The 15,261-nt window shown below is 33.9% G+C and carries 16 protein-coding genes; 3 read left to right on the forward strand and 13 right to left on the reverse strand.

Going from position 1 to position 15,261, the window contains the following annotated elements:
• Positions 1–8: 8 nt before the first annotated feature.
• The 11 genes from ACSULM_RS05960 to ACSULM_RS06010 all read right to left on the reverse strand — a co-directional run bounded on the left by ACSULM_RS05960 (position 9) and on the right by ACSULM_RS06010 (position 10,861).
• Positions 9–1,082, reverse strand: coding sequence for an ABC transporter substrate-binding protein (locus ACSULM_RS05960; protein ID WP_436861326.1), 1,074 nt, complete (start codon positions 1,080–1,082; stop codon positions 9–11).
• Positions 1,082–1,894 (reverse strand): ABC transporter permease, encoded by an 813-nt coding sequence (locus ACSULM_RS05965; protein ID WP_436861329.1) that lies wholly within the window; start codon positions 1,892–1,894, stop codon positions 1,082–1,084. Before ACSULM_RS05965 ends, ACSULM_RS05960 begins: the two co-directional genes overlap by 1 nt.
• 5 nt (positions 1,895–1,899) lie before the next feature.
• The gene (locus ACSULM_RS05970) at positions 1,900–2,703 is read right to left on the reverse strand and encodes an ABC transporter permease (RefSeq protein WP_436861331.1); all 804 of its coding nucleotides are present in this window, start codon (positions 2,701–2,703) and stop codon (positions 1,900–1,902) included.
• On the reverse strand, positions 2,696–3,790 hold the full coding sequence (locus ACSULM_RS05975; protein WP_436853584.1) for an ABC transporter ATP-binding protein: 1,095 nt from the start codon (positions 3,788–3,790) through the stop codon (positions 2,696–2,698). Before ACSULM_RS05975 ends, ACSULM_RS05970 begins: the two co-directional genes overlap by 8 nt.
• A gap of 10 nt (positions 3,791–3,800) precedes the next feature.
• Positions 3,801–4,340: a helix-turn-helix domain-containing protein gene (locus ACSULM_RS05980; RefSeq protein ID WP_436861332.1), complete on the reverse strand. Its 540-nt coding sequence runs from the start codon at positions 4,338–4,340 to the stop codon at positions 3,801–3,803.
• Positions 4,341–4,501: 161 nt separating this feature from the next.
• Positions 4,502–4,780, reverse strand: coding sequence for a UPF0223 family protein (locus ACSULM_RS05985; protein WP_436861334.1), 279 nt, complete (start codon positions 4,778–4,780; stop codon positions 4,502–4,504).
• A gap of 244 nt (positions 4,781–5,024) precedes the next feature.
• On the reverse strand, positions 5,025–6,431 hold the full coding sequence (gene lpdA / locus ACSULM_RS05990; RefSeq protein ID WP_436861336.1) for a dihydrolipoyl dehydrogenase: 1,407 nt from the start codon (positions 6,429–6,431) through the stop codon (positions 5,025–5,027).
• Between the two features lie 3 nt (positions 6,432–6,434).
• Positions 6,435–7,733: a dihydrolipoamide acetyltransferase family protein gene (locus ACSULM_RS05995; protein ID WP_436861338.1), complete on the reverse strand. Its 1,299-nt coding sequence runs from the start codon at positions 7,731–7,733 to the stop codon at positions 6,435–6,437.
• Between the two features lie 141 nt (positions 7,734–7,874).
• Positions 7,875–8,852, reverse strand: coding sequence for an alpha-ketoacid dehydrogenase subunit beta (locus ACSULM_RS06000; RefSeq protein WP_069994812.1), 978 nt, complete (start codon positions 8,850–8,852; stop codon positions 7,875–7,877).
• A gap of 3 nt (positions 8,853–8,855) precedes the next feature.
• Positions 8,856–9,968 carry a pyruvate dehydrogenase (acetyl-transferring) E1 component subunit alpha gene (gene pdhA / locus ACSULM_RS06005; protein ID WP_436853581.1) on the reverse strand — a complete coding sequence of 371 codons (1,113 nt, stop codon included), beginning with the start codon at positions 9,966–9,968 and terminating at the stop codon, positions 8,856–8,858.
• Positions 9,969–10,234: 266 nt separating this feature from the next.
• The gene (locus ACSULM_RS06010) at positions 10,235–10,861 is read right to left on the reverse strand and encodes a YkyA family protein (protein ID WP_436861340.1); all 627 of its coding nucleotides are present in this window, start codon (positions 10,859–10,861) and stop codon (positions 10,235–10,237) included.
• 126 nt (positions 10,862–10,987) lie between these two features.
• On the opposite strand from ACSULM_RS06010, the gene def reads away from it, so the two are divergent.
• Entirely contained in the window at positions 10,988–11,539 is a 552-nt protein-coding gene (def, locus tag ACSULM_RS06015) for a peptide deformylase (protein WP_436853579.1), read from the forward strand.
• A gap of 53 nt (positions 11,540–11,592) precedes the next feature.
• Here def and ACSULM_RS06020 read toward each other — a convergent pair whose 3' ends face one another.
• Entirely contained in the window at positions 11,593–11,865 is a 273-nt protein-coding gene (locus ACSULM_RS06020; protein WP_436861343.1) for a hypothetical protein, read from the reverse strand.
• Positions 11,866–12,350: 485 nt separating this feature from the next.
• On the opposite strand from ACSULM_RS06020, the gene ACSULM_RS06025 reads away from it, so the two are divergent.
• Both ACSULM_RS06025 and rnjA read left to right on the forward strand, forming a co-directional pair.
• Complete coding sequence (locus ACSULM_RS06025) at positions 12,351–12,566, forward strand: DNA-dependent RNA polymerase subunit epsilon (protein WP_002483681.1); 216 nt, start codon at positions 12,351–12,353, stop codon at positions 12,564–12,566.
• Positions 12,566–14,395: a ribonuclease J1 gene (gene rnjA / locus ACSULM_RS06030; protein ID WP_436861345.1), complete on the forward strand. Its 1,830-nt coding sequence runs from the start codon at positions 12,566–12,568 to the stop codon at positions 14,393–14,395. Before ACSULM_RS06025 ends, rnjA begins: the two co-directional genes overlap by 1 nt.
• A 200-nt stretch (positions 14,396–14,595) precedes the next feature.
• Here the strand turns inward: rnjA and ACSULM_RS06035 are convergent, their stop codons facing one another.
• The gene (locus tag ACSULM_RS06035) at positions 14,596–15,255 is read right to left on the reverse strand and encodes a potassium channel family protein (protein WP_069994825.1); all 660 of its coding nucleotides are present in this window, start codon (positions 15,253–15,255) and stop codon (positions 14,596–14,598) included.
• Positions 15,256–15,261: the final 6 nt, after the last annotated feature.

Below are 15,261 nucleotides of genomic sequence, written 5' to 3' on the forward strand. Positions count from 1 at the left end.
ACTATGCCTTATTTCAAGGACATTTTAAAGTTTAAAAATCTTTCATTATATTCGCCTAATGTTTCTTTCCCTAAATCTTTATATACTTCTAAGCGTTCTTGTTCTTTCTGCGATGGGTAAAAGCGTTTATCATTTTTAACCTCATCGGGTAATTTTGCACGAGCTGCTTTATTTGGTGTTGCATATCCTACCCATTCAGTATTTTGTTTACTATTTTGTTCATCCAATAAGAAATTAATGAATTTATAGGCACCTGCTTTATTTTGCGCAGTTTTTGGAATGACCATATTGTCAAACCACAGATTGGAACCTTCTTTTGGTACAACATAATCAAAATCTTCATTACCTTGTACGAGTGGTGCTGCAACACCGCTCCAAACAACTGCAATATTTGCTTCATGTTGTTCTAACATCATAGTAATTTCATCCCCAACAACACCTTTAACATTTGGACCTAAATGGTTCAAGTCTTTTTCTGCTTTCTCTAAGTGTTGTGTGTTGGTATCATTTAAACTGTAACCTAATTTATTCAATGCTAAACCTATAATTTCTCTTGCACCATCTACCAGTAATACATCATTCTTATACTTTTGATTATAGAGTTGTTTCCAAGAATTAAAATTATCGTTAGGATATGCATTTTTATTATATAAAATACCTACCGTACCAAAAAAATAAGGCACTGAATACTTGTTATTTCGATCAAAAGACATATTCATATAATCTTGATCTAAATTTTTCATATTTGGAATTTTCTCATGATTCAATGGTAATAACAACTGTTCACGTTTTAATTTTTGTACTGTATATTCACTCGGAAAGGCAACATCGTAGTTGGTACCACCATTACGAATCTTTGCTTCCATCGCCTCGTTTGAATCAAATGTTTCATAAACGACCTCAATACCAGTCTCTTTTTGGAATTTTTTAATGAGACTCGGATCAATGTATTCTCCCCAATTATAAACATATACCTTTTCACCATTTGCAGAATGATCTTTCGACACAAATTTTTGGCTAATTAGTAAACAAATGATACCTACAACAATTGAAATTACTATTAATTGTAAAAATCGTTTCATTATTGTCGCACCCCTCGTCTACTTTGTTTGTTTTGTTTTATTAAGTATTGAATAAAGTAATATCCGAGTATGCCTAGCATAATAACAACAAATAATATTGTGGATATAGCATTGATTTCCATACTTATTCCTTTTCTCGCCATAGCATATACTTCTACAGATAATACACTGAACCCATTACCTGTAACAAAGAAACTCACTGTAAAATCATCCAGTGAATATGTAAGTGCCATGAAAAAGCCGCCAATTACTGCTGGCATTAAATGAGGCAACATGACCTTATTTAAAACTTGTAGTTCTGTTGCACCTAAATCACGTGCAGCATTCAATGTATGATCATTCATTTCATATAATTTAGGTAATACTATGATGACAACAATGGGAATACAGAATGCAATATGTGAAATTAAAACAGTAACGAAGCCTAATCCTAACCCAGTAATATGTCCGATTGCTGTAAACATAATTAAAAATGACGCCCCGATAACAACATCTGACGACACCATTAGCACGTTGTTAAGCGTTAGCAACGAAACCTTTAGTTTTTTATTTCTTAAATGGTACAACCCGATGGCACCCATCGTTCCAATCACTGTCGCAAATGCAGCGGCTAATAGTGCAACAGCTATCGTATTAAAAATAACAGACATCAATCGTTCATTATTGAATAGTGATTGGTAATGTTCGAGCGTGAAACCTTCAAAGTGAACCATATTTCCTGCAGAGTTAAATGAATATACCATTAAAAAGAGAATTGGAATGTATAGAACTGCAATTAATATGCCAATATATAATTTACCGTACCACTTCATTCCAATCACCCTTTTCCATTTGTAGATTTTGTATTAGTAATTATTAAGACAAAAGCCATAAAGACGATTAAACATAACGCTATCGTCGAACCCATGCCATAATTTTGAATAACTAAAAATTGTTCTTCAATAGCAGTCCCAATATTTATCACTTTATTGCCTGCAATCAGTCGCGTAATCATAAATAGTGATAAAGCAGGAATAAATGTCACTTGAATACCTGTTAGCACTCCTTGTTTTGTGAGGGGCAGAATTACTTTTCTAAAAGTTGTAAATGGGCTTGCTCCCAAATCACTAGATGCTTGTAATATATTATTAGGAATATCTTTCATGCTATTGAAAATAGGTAAAATCATAAATGGAATATAAATATAACTCGCTACAAGTAAAAATGCAGGTACTGTAAAAAGTAAATCCATTTTTGGTAAATGTAACAAACTCAATAATTGATTGATAATTCCATCATGACTTAATAACCCAATAAATGCATAGGTCTTCAGTAGTAAATTAATCCAGGTCGGGATTATAAGGATCATTAACAATAATCCTTGATGCTTAGATGAACGAATAAAATAAGCTGCTGGGTAGCTTATAACCAATGTTATGATTGTGATAATTGCTGCAAATAATACAGAGTCCCATATCATAGAAAAATATTTCCATGACAATATTTGCTTATAATTTGCCAAACTAAAATGTCCGTTAATGTCAAAGAAAGAAAAATAGACTAATAACAGTACAGGGACAATAATAAATAGAATCATCCATAATACATAAGGTATAAATAAAAAATTATTAATTTTACGCATTGTCTTGCTCCTCATAGCTTTCAATACGCTTATCAAACTCTGCTTCAGTCTCTCCTGGAACCATAATATGAATCGCTTCAGGATCAAAGTATAAACCTACTTTGCTTCCTACTTCAGCCTTTTTCGTTGAATGAATCATCCATTCATATCCCTTACGGTCAATGCAATTGATTTCATAATGTACACCTCTAAATAGCATCGAATCCACTGTAACTTCAAATAACCCATTCTGCGCATCTATCAATGAAATATCCTCAGGGCGAATAACAATTTCTACTTTTTTCTGTGGTGGAATGCCCATATCCACACATTCAAAATTCTGACCATATATATTAACAACGTAGTCTTCAATCATTTTTCCTTCTACTATGTTCGATTCACCAATAAAGTCAGCAACGAATCGATTTACAGGCTCATCATAGATATCAGTTGGCGTACCAAATTGTTGAATTTTGCCATCTTTCATTACAAAGATATAATCACTCAGTGCGAGTGCTTCTTCTTGATCATGAGTAACAAAAATAAAAGTGATGCCTAAACGTGCTTGAATTTCTCTTAATTCATATTGCATTTCTGTTCTCAGTTTTAAATCTAATGCTGATAACGATTCATCTAATAATAAAATTTCCGGTTCATTTACAATTGCACGTGCAATTGCTATACGTTGCTTTTGTCCACCACTCATGCCTTCTATCGCACGTGTCTCGTAACCATTTAGCTTTACCAATGTTAACGCTTCTTTTACTTTTCTATCAATTTCATTCTTTTTCATCTTTTTAAGTTTTAAACCGAATGCAATATTATCATAGACATTTAAATGTGGAAATAATGCATAATCTTGAAAAACGGTATTAACCTTGCGTTTGTTTGCAGGCATGTGATTGATACTCTTGCCTTGATATATAATTTCTCCTCCATCGACAGCTTCAAATCCTGCAATTAATTTTAAAATCGTAGTCTTACCACACCCTGATGGACCTAGTAATGTATAAAAATGACCTGACTCAATGTCTATATCTATTTGATCTAATATCTGTAGGTCATCATAGTGTTTACTCACAGATTTAAACGATAATAATGGTTTCATGTAAACCCTCCTATAAATATGATGCAGTAGCAACTATCATCACACGTACTTCTTTGTTAGTGCGATTCACTAATCTATGTATTTGATTCGCTTTAAAATACAACGCATCTCCTGTTTCAGCATTAAATGTGTTCTCCCCTAATTCTAATGTTACGTTACCCTTTAAGCAGTAGATAAAAGTATCAGATGCAGAGGGTTCAAAATTTTTATAAGACGCATTAGGTCGTAATGTTAGTAGCAGTGGCTCCATATCAAATTCGTTTGATTGTGTTACCGGCCAATTTAATACATAGCCTTTATCATATTCATCATATTCCACTTGCGAAGATTTCTTATACAAAACGCGTTCTTCATTTGGCGCTTTAAAAAAATCACTCGGTGTAGTACCTAATACTTCTAAAATATTTAAAAAAGTTTCCATGCTTGGCGACGCATGTTGACTCTCAATCTGTGAAATATAACCTTTAGATAAATCTGTGCGCTCAGCTAGTTCTTCCTGTGTTAAGTTTTTAATATTTCTTAAATTTTTTAATTTCTTACCAATCTCCATGTATTCACCTTTTACGAAATTAATTGTATTCATAGTTTGTTTGATAGAGGATAATTATTAATCATGTAATCAAAATTAAATAGCTATACCCTGTTTACAATTATCAAACATTAAGTTTAATGCTTAATAAAAATATCAGAATATAGCTATAAAGACAATAGTTATTTGTTTTTTGCAGAAAAATTTTTTTGATCTGGTGTGGTTTGCACAGCTTTGATTGCATGGTAACTACTATAACCACTACTTTTTTCAAATTCATTGAAGATTTGTTTTTCTTCAGCTTTGCCAGGAACAATTTGTTTAAATTGCTTATAACGCTTTAACAATTGCTCGCCTTCAATGCTTGACTCATAATATGCTTCAACTGCATTAAAAAATGATACTACATGCATCATTTCTTCATTAGACCAGTCCAAATCTATTGGATATTGATATTCCATATATTGCTGCCACCTTTCTAGTTTGTAAAAATAAATTTTCTTCTTATATGAAAATAATCATAATTTTTATCAAAAGCAAAAAAGAAGAGCGGGATAGAAATCAAAACTTCATTTTGATTTCATTTTCCCGCTCTCACTGAGACACTTTATACTAGGACATAAATTCAGACTAAATAAGATGTCTTTTTATGATTTTTACGCTTCTTACTACACGTAACCTAGATTTTATATGCATAAGCTTCTATTACATTGTGTGGATAGGTAATCCTAATGCTTTTTCAGCTGCTTCCATAGACATTTCACCTAATGTTGGGTGAGCATGAATTGTTAACGCTAAGTCTTCAGCATTCATACCTGATTCGATTGCTAAACCTAATTCAGAAATAATATCAGAAGCGCCAGTACCTAAAACTTGTGCACCAACTAACGTATTATCTTCTTTAAGTGTTAACAATTTAACAAAACCAGTTGTATCATCTAATGATAATGCACGACCATTAGCTGCGTATGGGAATTTAGAAGCTGTAACTGCTAAACCTTCTTCTTTAGCTTGTGCTTCTGTATAACCTACTGTAGCTAATTCTGGTTCTGTGAAACATACTGCAGGCATACCAATGTAGTCCACTTCAGATGCTTCTCCAGCAATTGCTTCAGCAGCAACTTTAGCTTCGTAGCTTGCTTTATGTGCAAGTGGTAAACCAGGAACAATATCACCAATTGCATAGATATTGTCAGCAGAAGTACGGCTTTGTTTATCCACTTCTAATAATCCACGATCAGCAAATTTAAGTCCTAATTCTTCTAAGCCTAATTCATCAGTGTTTGGACGACGTCCTACAGTAACTAATACGTAGTCAGCGTCGATTGTTTGTTCTTCGCCTTTTACTTCGTAAGTTACTTTAACACCATTGTCTGTTTCTTCAGCAGATTTTGCCATTGCTTCAGTAACAATTTCAACGCCTTTTTCTTTCATACCTTTTTTAACAGGTTGCGTCATTTGTTTTTCAAAACCGCCTAAGATATCTTTAGCCCCTTCTAAGATAGTAACTTCTGAACCGAAGTTAGCAAAAGCAGTTCCTAATTCAGAACCAATATAACCGCCACCAACAACTACTAATTTACCAGGAACTTCTTGTAAATTTAAAGCACCAGTTGAGTCGATTACACGGTTACCAAATTTGAAGTTAGGGATTTCAATTGGTCTAGAACCAGTTGCAATAATCGCGTGTTTGAAGTTGTAAGTTTGTGCACTTTTCTCGTCCATTACACGTAGGCTATTGTTATCAACAAAGTAAGCTTCACCTTTTACGATTTCAACTTTATTACCTTTTAATAGTCCTTCAACGCCACCAGTTAATTTTTTAACAACTGATTGTTTGAATTCTTGAACTTTATCAAATTTAAGTGAAACACTTTCAGCAATTACACCTAAATTTTCAGAGTTTTTAGTTTCATCATAACGATGCGAAGCGTGTAATAACGCTTTTGAAGGAATACATCCAACGTTCAGACATACGCCACCAAGTTCGCCTTTTTCTACGATTGTTACTTTTTGACCTAATTGTGCTGCACGAATTGCTGCAACGTATCCACCAGGTCCTGCTCCGATTACAATAGTATCTGTTTCAATTGGGAAATCTCCAACTACCATGTTTTACCCCTCCATTAATAATAATTCTGGATTATTTAATAAACGTTTAATATGATTCATAGCATTTTGTCCAGTAGCACCATCAATTTGTCTGTGGTCAAAGCTTAATGATAATGATAAGACTGGCGCAGCTACGATTTCCCCATCTTTAACGATAGGTTTTTGTGCAATACGACCAATACCTAAGATAGCTACTTCTGGGTGATTGATTACTGGTGTAAACCATTGTCCACCAGCTGAACCGATGTTACTAATTGTACAAGTAGCACCTTTCATTTCATCTGCTGCTAATTTACCATCACGTGCTTTAACAGCAAGTTCATTAATTTCATCTGAAATTGCAAACATAGATTTACGATCAGCATTTTTAACAACTGGTACTAATAAACCTCTGTCAGTGTCAGCTGCAATACCAATGTTCCAGTAATGTTTATGCACAATTTCGCCTGCTTCTTCATTAAATGAAGTATTAAGCGCTGGGTATTTCTTAAGTGCAGAAACAAGTGCTTTTACAACGTAAGGTAAGAACGTAAGTTTAGTACCTTGCTCAGCTGCAACTTCTTTGAATTTTTTACGGTGATCCCATAATTCTTGAACATCAATTTCATCCATTAATGTTACGTGAGGTGCAGTGTGTTTTGAGTTAACCATTGCTTTAGCAATTGCTTTACGCATTGCAGGAATTTTTTCAGTTGTTTCTGTGAATTCGCCTTCTGTAGAAACAGCTGCTGGTTGTGCAGATGCTGAAGTTTCTTCGCTAGCTACTGCTGTACTTTCATTTGAAGGTGCTGCTTGTCCACCATTTAAGTATGCATCAACATCTTCTTTTGTAGTACGTCCATTTTTACCTGAACCTGAAACAGCTTTAATGTTAACACCTTTTTCACGTGCATATTTACGCACTGAAGGCATCGCTTTAACACGTTTACTTTCATCTACATCTTCTTCGTTTGATGATTGTGCTGGTGCTGCTTCTTCTTTAGTAGTTTCTTCAGCAGGCGCTTCTGTTGACTCACTTGCAGAGTCATCACTTTCACTACCTTTAAATTGCATATCTTCTGCATCTGGTGCATCGATTTTAACAATAGTGTCACCAACAACTGCAACAGTACCTTCTTCTACTAATACTTCTTCAACAGTACCAGAAACAGGTGATGGAATTTCTACAACAGATTTGTCATTTTGTACTTCAGCTAAAACATCATCTTCTTCAATTGTATCTCCAGCTTTAACAAACCACTTTACAATTTCACCTTCGTGGATACCTTCACCAATATCGGGTAATTTAAATTCAAATGCCACGTTATTATCCTCCTAAAAATTCATATTAAGTCAAAATTAGAAACGAGACAGAGCAAACCTACTCGAGTCTGTATGTTATATATAAACTTGAATGAAGTAGCTATAACGACGAATCGCTTATGCTACCTCATTAAGAAAATATTAGAATTCTAATGTTGCTTTTGCTTTTTCAATAATATCGTTTTTGTTTGGTAACCAAATGTTTTCAGCTTGAGTAAACGGATAAACCGTATCAGCTGCAGCAACTCGCGCGATTGGTGCTTCTAATGAAAGAATTGCACGTTCTGCTAATTCAGATGCAACAGCAGCACCTACACCAGCTTGACGTTGTGCTTCTTGAACTACAACAGCACGGCCAGTTTTTTCTACTGAAGCAACAAGTGTTTCGATGTCGATTGGTTGAACAGTACGTAAGTCAATAACTTCAACTGAATAACCTTCTTTTTCTAACTCTTCTGCTGCTTTCATTGATTCTTGTACCATTGCACCATAAGCAATAAGTGTAATGTCGTTACCTTCTTGTTTTACGTTCGCTTTACCAATTTCGATTGTGTACTCTTCTTCAGGTACTTCATCACGGAATGAACGATATAATTTCATATGTTCTAAATATACAACTGGATCATTGCTTCTGATTGCAGAAATTAATAAACCTTTAGCGTCATATGGATTAGATGGAATTACAACATGTAAACCTGGTGATTGAGCTAAAATACCTTCTAAGTTGTCGGCATGTAATTCTGGTGTATGAACGCCACCACCAAATGGTGCGCGGATTGTAACAGGTGCTTGTTTAGAGTTACCAGAACGGAAACGCGTACGTGCGATTTGTCCTGCTACAGAGTCGAATACTTCAAATACGAACCCTAAGAATTGTATTTCCATTACTGGACGGTATCCTTGTGTAGTTAATCCTAAAGCTAAACCACCAATACCAGATTCAGCTAATGGTGTATCAAATACACGATCTTCTCCGAATTCTTTTTGTAAACCTTCAGTTACACGGAAAACACCACCGTTAACACCGACGTCTTCACCGAAAAGTAAAACATTTTCGTCGTTTTGTAATTCGGTTTTAAGCGCGTTGTTAATCGCTTGTACCATTGTCATTTGTGCCATCGGTTACTTCGACTCCTTCTCTTTATAGATTTCATATTGTTCTGCTAAGTTTTGAGGCATATCTTCGTACATATTATCCATTAAATCAATAACAGTTTGTTTTTCTGTATTGTCTGCTTCTTTGATAGCAGCTTTAATATCAGCTTTTGCACGTTCAATAACTTCATTTTCTTTTTCTTCAGTCCATAATCCTTTAGCTTCAAGGAATTTTCTATAACGTACTAATGGATCCTTTTTCTCCCACTCAGAATCTTCATCAGAAGTTCTGTATTTCGTTGGATCGTCACCAGCCATTGTATGTGGACCATAACGGTAAGTAATAGTTTCAATTAATGTTGGGCCTTCACCATTTACAGCACGATCACGCGCTTCTTTAGTAGCTTGATATACTGCTAATGCATCCATACCGTCTACTTGTAAACCTGGAATACCACAAGCAATCGCTTTTTGAGCTAATGTTGTAGCAGCAGTTTGTTTGCTACGTGGTGTAGAAATTGCATAGTTGTTATTTTGAATTACGAATATTGCTGGCGCTTTGTAAGCTGAAGCAAAGTTAATACCTTCATAGAAATCACCTTGTGACGAACCACCATCACCAGTGTAAGTAATTGCTACAGCTTGCTTGCCACGTTTTTTAATACCAAGTGCAACCCCAGCAGTTTGAACATACTGTGCACCGATAATGATTTGTGGGCTTAATGCGTTAACGCCTTCAGGCATTCTGTTACCTTTGAAGTGTCCTCTTGAGAATAAGAAAGCTTCAGTTAACGGTAAACCTTGCCAGATTAATTGTGGTACATCACGGTAACCTGGTAAGATAAAGTCTTCTTGTTCTAAAGCATATTGTGATGCTAATTGTGAAGCTTCTTGTCCAGCAGTTGGCGCATAGAAACCTAATCTACCTTGTCTATTTAATGAAATAGAACGTTGATCAAGAATACGTGTCCATACCATTCTTTCCATTAATTCAACTAACTGCTCATCTGACAAATCTGGTAATAAATCTTCATTAACAACCTTGCCATCTTCATTCAAAATTTGAATCATTTCAAATTGCGATTCAGTATCTTTCAATACTTTCTCTGCATCGAATTGGGCTTTCAATTTCTGAGCCATTCAATTCACCAAACCTTTCCCGTATAATAGAAATTCATTTTATCCTTTCACATTGTACCACAAAACTGTTACACTGTTAAACAATTTAAAAAAGTTCTGTAATACTTAAAACAAGTACAGTTGGAAGACTGTACTACTGTTTTACTAAATACTGTACTACTCAAAAATTTGCCATTTCTAATAGTCCTTTTCCCTAAAAATGAAAGCGTACTCAACTATCATCGTATATTTAATTTTTATAAAGTTCAATCAGTACGCTTAACGTACTAAGATATGCTGTCCACTTCTTCTTTTTCTTTATTAACTTTGTTCATAGCATCTGAATATTTTTTAAATGCTTTATTCATATCTTTATAGGCTTTTGACACTGCTTCTGATTTCTTATCAATTTGAGTTTGTTCGACTTGATCACCTGAAGTATATTCAAACATTGCTTTTTCTTTATTCATAATATTTTTATAAGCTTTGGCATATGCATCATGTGCTTTATATTTCGCTTTGAGTGCATCATCCAAATCTTTCACTTCTTTTTTCTTTTGTTTATTATTAATATTGTCTAGGTGTTTTCCTGCCTTTTTGAACTGCGTTTCAGATTTATCTAATGCCTTTTCTTCTTTTTTAAATTCTTTTTCTCTTTCTTCAACATTATCGACGACTTTTTCTGATGTTTCTTTTACTTTTTGCTGATCTTTACCATTTATTTTTTTTACTAGTTTTTGCTTATCTTGTTCTAGTTTATTCAATTTCTTTCCTACGGATGATACTGTTTTTTCTTCATCAAATGCTTTTTGAACTTGTTCGTTATAATCTTTGATTTCACCTTTGTCTGTTGTACAACCAGCTACTAACATAGTAGAAGCAATAACTGCACCGATGCCATATTTAAATTTCATTTTTAAGAAATCCTCCTTTAAATGTGTGTGTTATGTTATATAATATTTTATGATAAATCAAATCTATTACTGTATTTTTCCTATCTAACTTTGGTATATTTTATAATAAGGAAGGTGTATGAACAAATGTTAACAATGAAAGATATTATAAGAGATGGACATCCTACACTTCGTGAAAAAGCAAAAGACGTAACTTTGCCACTTTCAGAAGAAGATCGTAATACATTATTAGCAATGCGTGAATTCTTGATTAATAGTCAAGATGAAGAAACTGCTAATAAATATGGTTTACGCTCGGGCGTAGGACTTGCAGCACCACAAATAAATGTTTCAAAAAAAATGATTGCTGTTTATTTACCTGATGATGGTAATGGTAAGTCTTATGACCTTATGCTAGTTAATCCTAAAATCATGAGTCATAGTATACAAGAAGCTTATCTACCAACTGGTGAAGGATGCTTGAGCGTTGATGAAAACATCCCTGGCTTAGTGCATCGCAAAAACAGAATTACTGTAAAAGCAACTGATGTTGATGGTAAAGAAGTGAAATTACGCTTATCTGGCTATCCTGCGATTGTAGTACAACATGAAATTGATCATATCAATGGTATTATGTTCTATGATCACATAGATAGTAATAACCCACTACAACCTCATGCTGATGCAGTAGAAGTTTAATTAGAAACATTAAAATACCGTTAGCAATGTATTCTTTTGCTAACGGTATTTTTTTACATAAAGTCGTCTCTACGCTCATGAAACGGGATGTCAATTTTTTTCAATTCGGTCTTAAGTTGATTCAATTGCTGAATATCGATAAATTCTGGATCATGATTATGTTTAACATAATTTTGATCACCATTCACATTATCAATAATTTCATCATAGTTAAAAAACATTAGGACTTGCTCAGCGCGTACTTCAAATGTAATATCTTGAAAAATTTTATCTGTGCGCTTTTTTTCTTGCTTTACATCTTCAATAATTTTTTTGACTCGGTCCATATTTATCACCCTCAACAATACTTTCCTGACTTTTTTCAAAATGCTTAAAGCTGTTTGTCTCTTCATCTTAAATAAATTTAACAAGCTACTCAAGTTTTATCTTGTATTTTTATTAATTTTTTATATTTTAACTAACAATTCATAATCCCCTTTTTATGTAACCAGTCATTATATGTCATTAATCGCATACATAAGATAAAACTGCTTTATTTATTCTAGTACATCATGTAAAATAAGAAATAACTGAAAACATGCAAATGATGATATTTGTATTTTTCTAATCGAACGAACTAAGAACGAAAATTCTCTAGAAACATACTGGGCAAGCTAGTATGTTCTATTTATATATTGACATTACAATGTACTTTGGAAATTTAGTAATTCTCATACTTGAATTATTCATTTTTCAACTTATCGTCAATCTAGGGATATACAATAATAATTAATTAAAAAATCAACACATGATTTTTAGGAGGAAAAAATAAATGGCAGTATTTAAAGTATTTTATCAACATAATAAAGAAGAAGTAATTGTACGTGAACATACACAAACAATTTATGTTGAAGCTCAAACAGAGGAACAAGTAAGAAGATATTTAAAAGATCGTAATTTCAATATTGAATTTATAACTAAATTAGAGGGCGCACATTTAGAATATGAAAAACAATCTGATCACTTTAACGTGGAGCAAGCTGAATAATGAAACAAATTCATAAAAATGAAGTTGCGGTTTATGCACTTGGTGGCTTAGGTGAAATTGGTAAGAACACTTACGCTGTCGAGTATCAAGATGAAATCGTAATTATTGACGCCGGTATAAAATTTCCTGACGACAACTTATTAGGAATTGATTATGTTATTCCTGATATCACTTATCTTGTACAAAATCAAGATAAAATCGTTGGATTATTTATCACGCATGGACACGAAGACCATATAGGTGGTGTGCCCTACCTATTGAAACAAATCAATGTACCTATTTATGGTGGACCATTAGCTTTAGGCTTAATTAGAAATAAATTAGAAGAACATCATTTATTGAGAACGACTGAAATGATTGAAATCGATGAGAGTAGTGTTATCAAATCGAAGCACTTTGAAGTTTCTTTCTATTTAACAACACACAGTATACCTGAAGCTTACGGTGTAATTGTAAATACGCCTGAAGGTAATATTGTTCACACTGGTGACTTCAAATTTGATTTCACGCCTGTAGGTGAACCTGCAAACATGGCTAAAATGGCTAAGCTAGGTGAAGAAGGCGTATTATGCTTGCTTTCTGATTCTACGAACTCACTTGTTCCCGACTTTACTTTAAGTGAACGTGAAGTGGGACAAAATGTTGAAAAAATCTTCCGCAATTGTAGTGGTCGTATCATTTTCGCAACATTTGCATCAAATATTTATCGTGTACAACAAGCAGTGGAAGCTGCAATTAAGCACAATCGTAAAATTGTTACTTTCGGACGTTCGATGGAAAACAATATAAAAATCGGTATGGAATTAGGTTATATCAAGGCACCACCTGAAACTTTCGTTGAACCCAACAAGATTAATACAGTACCTAAGCACGAATTGTTAATACTATGTACTGGTTCTCAAGGTGAGCCAATGGCAGCTTTATCTAGAATTGCAAACGGTACCCACAAACAAATCAAGATAATTCCTGAAGACACAGTGGTATTTAGCTCATCACCTATTCCAGGTAATACGAAAAGTATTAACCGTACAATCAATGCACTTTACCGTGCTGGTGCTGAAGTTATTCATAACAAAGTATCAAATATCCATACGTCAGGACATGGGTCTAAAGGCGATCAACAGTTAATGTTACGTCTCTTACGTCCAAAATTCTTCTTACCTATTCACGGTGAGTATCGTATGTTAAAAGCACACGGTCAATCTGGTATTGAATGTGGTGTTGATCCTGAGAATGTCTTCATCTTTGATATCGGTGACGTTTTAGCTTTAACACATGATTCTGCCCGCAAAGCAGGAAGAATTCCATCAGGTAATGTACTCGTTGATGGTAGTGGTATTGGCGATATCGGTAATGTTGTAATTCGCGATAGAAAGTTACTTTCTGAAGAAGGCTTAGTTATCGTAGTTGTAAGTATTGACTTCAAGACCAACAAATTATTATCAGGGCCAGATATTATTTCTAGAGGCTTTGTTTATATGCGTGAATCAGGTCAATTAATATATGATGCGCAACGCAGAATTAAAACAGATGTCATAGGTAAATTGAATCAAAATCAAGATATCCAATGGCACCAAATAAAATCATCAATTATTGAAACCTTACAACCTTATTTATATGAAAAAACGGCGCGTAAACCGATGATTCTCCCTGTTATCATGAAAGTAAATGAAGACAGTAATCCAATGGCTACGAAAAAGCCAAATAATAAATCAGGTAAAACTCAAGCAAAACCATCACAAAAACAACAACCAAATAAAAAGTCATCTGTAAATGATTCACGAAACCAAAAACCGAATCAGCAAACTACAGATCAATCAGAATCTTAATATATACAAAAAGCTATGAAGTTTTCATTCTATGTTGAAATAGAATGTTACTTCATAGCTTTTTATTTTTACGTATCTTCATTTGAAGTTTTTATCAACCCTAGTCAACCATGTTAGGTGGGATTACGAAACCTTTATTAGAAAATTTGATTTCTAACCGTGTTCTTGGCAATTCATTTCACTTCAATAAATAATGCCTATTAACGCACTACCTTTTTCTCAAATCGATTTAAGTCATTGTCATGGCCAATCATAATCAATATATCGCCTATTTCAATGCTGATATTAGGATCTGGAGACACAAGTATCTCTCTACCGCGCTTAATAGCGATAATACTTATTCCAAATTGCGCACGAATATCTAATTGAATAATAGTTTGCCCTGCCATCTTCTCACTTGCTTTAATTTCAACAATAGAGTGTTCATCAGCAAGTTCTAAATAGTCCAAGACACTCGCACTAGCAACATTATGCGCTATCCTTCTACCCATATCTCTTTCAGGATGTACGACAGTATCTGCACCAATTTTATTCAAAATTTTCGCATGATAATCATTTTGTGCTTTAGCTGTTACTTTTTTCACACCTAATTCTTTTAAAATTAATGTTGTCAATGTACTAGACTGGATATTTTCTCCAATAGCAACGATTACATGATCAAAATTTCTAATACCTAAACTTTTCATCACTGCCTCATCAGTCGTATCAGCAACGACGGCATGTGTTGCAATGTCACTATATTCATTCACACGCGCCTCATTCATATCAATCGCCATAACATCCATATCTAATGCGTTTAATTCTCTGACAATACTACCGCCAAATCGACCTAAACCAATTACCACATATTCTTTATCCATGTGCGT

The organism is Staphylococcus caeli (genome assembly GCF_051413795.1).
Lineage (GTDB): Bacteria > Bacillota > Bacilli > Staphylococcales > Staphylococcaceae > Staphylococcus > Staphylococcus caeli_A.

Coding starts and splice junctions, on each gene's coding strand:
- ACSULM_RS05980 (WP_436861332.1), bottom strand. CDS start 4,340: ATGGAGATTGGTAAGAAATTAAAAAATTTAAGAAATATTAAAAACTTA.
- ACSULM_RS06035 (WP_069994825.1), bottom strand. CDS start 15,255: ATGGATAAAGAATATGTGGTAATTGGTTTAGGTCGATTTGGCGGTAGT.
- rnjA (WP_436861345.1), top strand. CDS start 12,566: ATGAAACAAATTCATAAAAATGAAGTTGCGGTTTATGCACTTGGTGGC.
- def (WP_436853579.1), top strand. CDS start 10,988: ATGTTAACAATGAAAGATATTATAAGAGATGGACATCCTACACTTCGT.
- ACSULM_RS05965 (WP_436861329.1), bottom strand. CDS start 1,894: ATGAAGTGGTACGGTAAATTATATATTGGCATATTAATTGCAGTTCTA.
- ACSULM_RS06000 (WP_069994812.1), bottom strand. CDS start 8,852: ATGGCACAAATGACAATGGTACAAGCGATTAACAACGCGCTTAAAACC.
- ACSULM_RS06020 (WP_436861343.1), bottom strand. CDS start 11,865: ATGGACCGAGTCAAAAAAATTATTGAAGATGTAAAGCAAGAAAAAAAG.
- ACSULM_RS06010 (WP_436861340.1), bottom strand. CDS start 10,861: ATGAAATTTAAATATGGCATCGGTGCAGTTATTGCTTCTACTATGTTA.
- ACSULM_RS05975 (WP_436853584.1), bottom strand. CDS start 3,790: ATGAAACCATTATTATCGTTTAAATCTGTGAGTAAACACTATGATGAC.
- lpdA (WP_436861336.1), bottom strand. CDS start 6,431: ATGGTAGTTGGAGATTTCCCAATTGAAACAGATACTATTGTAATCGGA.
- pdhA (WP_436853581.1), bottom strand. CDS start 9,968: ATGGCTCAGAAATTGAAAGCCCAATTCGATGCAGAGAAAGTATTGAAA.
- ACSULM_RS05960 (WP_436861326.1), bottom strand. CDS start 1,082: ATGAAACGATTTTTACAATTAATAGTAATTTCAATTGTTGTAGGTATC.
- ACSULM_RS05985 (WP_436861334.1), bottom strand. CDS start 4,780: ATGGAATATCAATATCCAATAGATTTGGACTGGTCTAATGAAGAAATG.
- ACSULM_RS05970 (WP_436861331.1), bottom strand. CDS start 2,703: ATGCGTAAAATTAATAATTTTTTATTTATACCTTATGTATTATGGATG.
- ACSULM_RS06025 (WP_002483681.1), top strand. CDS start 12,351: ATGGCAGTATTTAAAGTATTTTATCAACATAATAAAGAAGAAGTAATT.